This window comes from Kaistella sp., assembly GCF_032060305.1.
In the GTDB taxonomy this organism is placed as follows: Bacteria; Bacteroidota; Bacteroidia; order Flavobacteriales; family Weeksellaceae; genus Kaistella; species Kaistella yananensis.
Genome location: NZ_DAMBHK010000060.1, coordinates 1 through 3,982, shown reverse-complemented (window position 1 = coordinate 3,982; position 3,982 = coordinate 1). Strand labels below are relative to the sequence as shown.

The window sequence follows — 3,982 nt, the reverse complement described above, 5'->3', positions numbered from 1 at the left end:
ATATGATTGACCTTCCCGGAAAAGCCATCCATGATTTCCATTTTACTGAGCGTAGAAAGAAGCTTTTTGTTCATGACGAATTTGGGCCCAAAGTAGAGATGCCTGTTTCCTATTATTTCAGAAACTTCAGGAAAATGCCTGAACTGGAAAGGGTGGCGATTGAAGAATGTTCCGGTAAAGTGCTGGATATTGGTGCTGCCGCGGGTTCGCATGCTCTGGATCTTTCTAAAAAAGGTCTCGATGTTACCGCACTGGAAATTTCTCCGCTCGCGTGTGAGGTTATGAAGGACAGAGGGGTCGCCAATGTTATCTGTGAAGATTTTTTCACCTTTGAAGGGCAGAAATTCGATACGCTGCTTCTGCTAATGAACGGGATCGGCATTTCATCGACTTTGGAGGGTTATAGGGAGTTTCTGAAAAAAGCTTCAACACTGCTGAATAATGACGGTAAGATTGTTTTCGATTCCTGCGACATTGCTTATATGTACGAGGATGTTCTGCAGCCCTACAACAAATACTATGGCGAAATCAATACCCGCTACGAATTTGACCAGCAGCTTACCAACTGGTTCGGGTGGCTGTATCTGGACCCTGAAACCATGATGGTGATTGCAGCCGAAGAGGGATTTCACGCCGAGGTGATTTTTGAAGACGAGAATGATCAGTATCTGGCGGTGCTTACTAAAAACGCTTAAAGCTTCACCGCATCGTAATCACTCTCATTGCTTAACCTGTCGATGGCTTTAATGGCTACAGTATTGAGTTTTTTACCGTTTCTGGTAAGCGGAAGTGTTTTGCCTGTATGATCGCGGTCCAGGATTTTAGTTTCCCAGGTATCGCCATATTTGGCGAAAAGTACCCAACGGAAGACTGTTCCGTTTTCCTTTGAATCCCAGTTCACCCTGTAACCATCACCTGACTTTGCTCCCGAGAGGGTCGGCGTCATGATTTTCTTTGTTTTAATCCACGGGGTTGCAGGCACCAGCGCATCCTCACGATAGAGGTTTTTCACCGCACTCAGCATTTCAGGGCTTTTCTTAAGACCATCGGTGCTGTAATGAATTTCACCTGCGCCGTTCTTTGGCAGCATGCGGCGGATGGTGTTCATCTGGCCGATAATTTCATTGGGTTTGTTATCAGCTTTTACCCCTACGGTATTCAGGCCTGGCCAGACGTGGATGTTTTTGATGTTTTCGTCTTTCCACCACTTCAGGAGGGCAGAAAAACTCTGTGCGCCGCCTTCTTTCCAGTAGAGCTGTGGCGAATAATAATCGCACCAGCCTTCATTCAGCCACAGTTTCGCATCGGCATAGAGTTCATCATACTGGGAAGAGCCTGTTACGCCGGCAGGATAGCCCGGTTTCCAGATTCCGAAAGGAGAAATCCCAAATTTTACGGTAGCTTTCTCGGCATGGATTTCATCGTGAAGTCTTTTGATGATCTTATTCACATTAGCCCTGCGCCAATCTGCGCGGGAAAGGGTGCCGCCGGAATTTCGGTACTTATTCCAGGTTTTGTCATCAGGAAAGTCCCTGCCGCCGTGGTATTCTTTGTAAGGATAGAAATAATCGTCGATATGGACCGCATCGATGTCGTAACGTTTTACCAGATCTTTAATGACACTGGAGACATGGTTCTGTACCCTTTCATCAGACGGGTCCATCCAGTACATTCCGTTTCTCAGTTTATATACACTGTGTGACATGACCGAGGCCATGCTTGAGGATGTTACAGCACCGCCCGTGGTGTGATGGGCACGGTAGGGATTCATCCAGACATGGAGTTCCATGCCGCGTTTGTGTGCTTCTTCAATCCAGAATTCCAGGGGATCGTAATAAGGGGAAGGTGCTTTGCCGGTCTGCCCGGTAAGGAAATAAGACCAGGGTTCCAGATCGCTCTTGTACATGGCATCTGCAGAAGGGCGAACCTGAAAGATCACGGCGTTGAAGTTTGCCCCTTTCAGCATGTCGAGCAACTGAATGGCTTCGTCTTTCTGTTGTTGTGTCGTGAGGTTGTTTCTCGTAGGCCAGTTGATGTTGGCCACGGTAGCGATCCACGCTGCACGGAATTCGCGATTGATTTCCGGGAGCGTAACTTTTATTACATCGGTTCCTGCAGGGGGGAGCGGGTTCGCTGGTGTCTTTGGAGGGACAGGTTTGGTCACCTGACTCTTCTTAGCTGTACTGCGGTTCTTTACCTGAGGTTTCTGGGTAGTACAGGAATTGATAAAAACGGCTGCTGCCAGCAAAAGGCTATATTTTAGGTTGCGGATATTCATGAAGCAAAAATACTACTATATCTGAAACTGAAAAATTTGGGATTGCGTATGGGGAGGCAGATGGTAATAAAATATCATCCTGCACTGTTATTATCCCGATTTTGTAAACGGGCTTATGGGAGGCATTTTTTATTTTTAAACAGATCCATGGTCATGAATTGTGTTTTAGAAAGTTTTAGACAGTCATCTGAATTAATAAAAAAAAGATTAATTGTGATTTTTGTAGATGAGAGACGCTGTGCATTTCTGTTGAGAGGCCATGCTTTACTATTACTGGAAAAGAGACGCAAGGCATTGCGTCTCTTGTGGTGGGCTGTGTTTTGGTGGCTTTAGATGATGGTTCCTGCGTAGACGGAGTTCGATACCTCTTCACCCAGGGTGTCCCGAAAGGCGAGCCAGACATAGAGGTCCTGACCTACCATTTGTGGTGGGACATTGGCGGTATAGGTTCCGGCGGTGCGCTGGGCTGCATTTTCGACAAAGGAGGTGAGGGGCTGGTCTTTTGCCGCAATGAGGATCTGCACCCAGTCGGTTTCACGGGCTGGGTTACCGGCAGAATTGTCCTGCCAGGTTACGGTGAGGGTTTCCGGAGTGGGCAGGGTTAGGGTCAGGGGTACGGCAGCCAGTAAAGATCCTTTTGAAAAGGAGATGGAAGGATACTGAGGGGTAATGGTTCCTGCAGCAAAATCGATCAGGAAATTGGTCATCAGGTTGGTCATTGCGAGGTTGTAACATGATTTCATCCCGATGCGTCTTCCGAAATGATCACAGGCATAGGCACGGTAAGATTGCATGAATTCTGCGCTTAATCTCATGCGCTGGTAAATGAGCAGCTGTTTTGCACTTGGTGCCGAAGTTCTTTTGCGTGGACGGATTTTGGTGAATTCGTTTCCGAACATGTTGGCTACTACGATTCGGCCGGTTCGGCCCGAGGTTCCCGATAAGAGGGAGTCATAAATTTTACCCATGGTATTGATTTTTAATTGGTTAATGGTGTAAAGTTGAGGAATTCAGGAACGTGTTTTAAAAACAGGTAAAAAGTTTCCAAAATTTTCCATTCGTTTCCTTACCTGTCATTAAAGGGGTGGTTTTATCCATTAATGGGATTGGTATCCTTAGTGTTCTTTATTCTGTAAATGCCTGTTGTGAGGCGGGTTTAAGGAGAAACAGGAAACGATGACCGAAAAGAGATGAGTACTTTTCACTATCCCCTGTATATGATTTGTCTAAGGGTTGTATATCCATTCTATATGCGGTGTATATAGACTAGCCGTATACTGTTCGATGTTGGAGGGCTGGGTGATGGGTGATGGGTGCTGGGTGCGGGATGCGGGATGCTGGGTGATGGGTGCTGGATGCGGGATGAAAAAGCAGGGAAAGAGGGAAAAAAGGGGTGATTAAGGTTTCCCGTATTTTGGTGGAGGAGGTTTTTGTAGTTTTGAAAAGGCTAAGGTTGATAAGTGGCTCAAAGTCGGGAGACTTTGCGCAGCAGGTGCTGTTCATGTGGAAAGCTTATCCATATGATTGCCGCGGTGGTTACCGGTGGAAAAAGAAAAAACGGCATGATCGAAAATGATGTTCGCATTTTGCATAACTTCAGCATTTCGCATTTTGTATATCTCAAAGTTATAAAAATATAAATGACTATACAACAAGGGTTTAAAAATTTGGCAGTCTGGAATAATCTTCGCATATTTGAGAGTT

4 protein-coding genes are annotated in these 3,982 nt (G+C 46.1%); 1 reads left to right on the top strand and 3 read right to left on the bottom strand.

Annotation, left to right across the window (positions count from 1 at the left end; all coding sequences use genetic code 11):
- Window positions 1–695, top strand: a 695-nt coding sequence (locus tag V5N63_RS08885) for a class I SAM-dependent methyltransferase (protein ID WP_332033661.1), incomplete at its 5' end; no start/stop codon positions are given.
- On the opposite strand, the gene V5N63_RS08880 is transcribed toward V5N63_RS08885, so the two are convergent.
- From V5N63_RS08880 to V5N63_RS08870, 3 genes are all read right to left on the bottom strand, one after another.
- On the bottom strand, window positions 692–2,248 hold the full coding sequence (locus V5N63_RS08880; RefSeq protein WP_332033660.1) for a glycoside hydrolase family 10 protein: 1,557 nt from the start codon (window positions 2,246–2,248) through the stop codon (window positions 692–694). The genes V5N63_RS08885 and V5N63_RS08880 overlap by 4 nt on opposite strands.
- A 359-nt stretch (window positions 2,249–2,607) precedes the next feature.
- Window positions 2,608–3,246 carry a DUF6266 family protein gene (locus V5N63_RS08875; RefSeq protein WP_265144519.1) on the bottom strand — a complete coding sequence of 213 codons (639 nt, stop codon included), beginning with the start codon at window positions 3,244–3,246 and terminating at the stop codon, window positions 2,608–2,610.
- Between the two features lie 531 nt (window positions 3,247–3,777).
- The coding region (locus tag V5N63_RS08870) for a hypothetical protein (protein ID WP_332033659.1) at window positions 3,778–3,982 on the bottom strand (205 nt) is incomplete at its 5' end.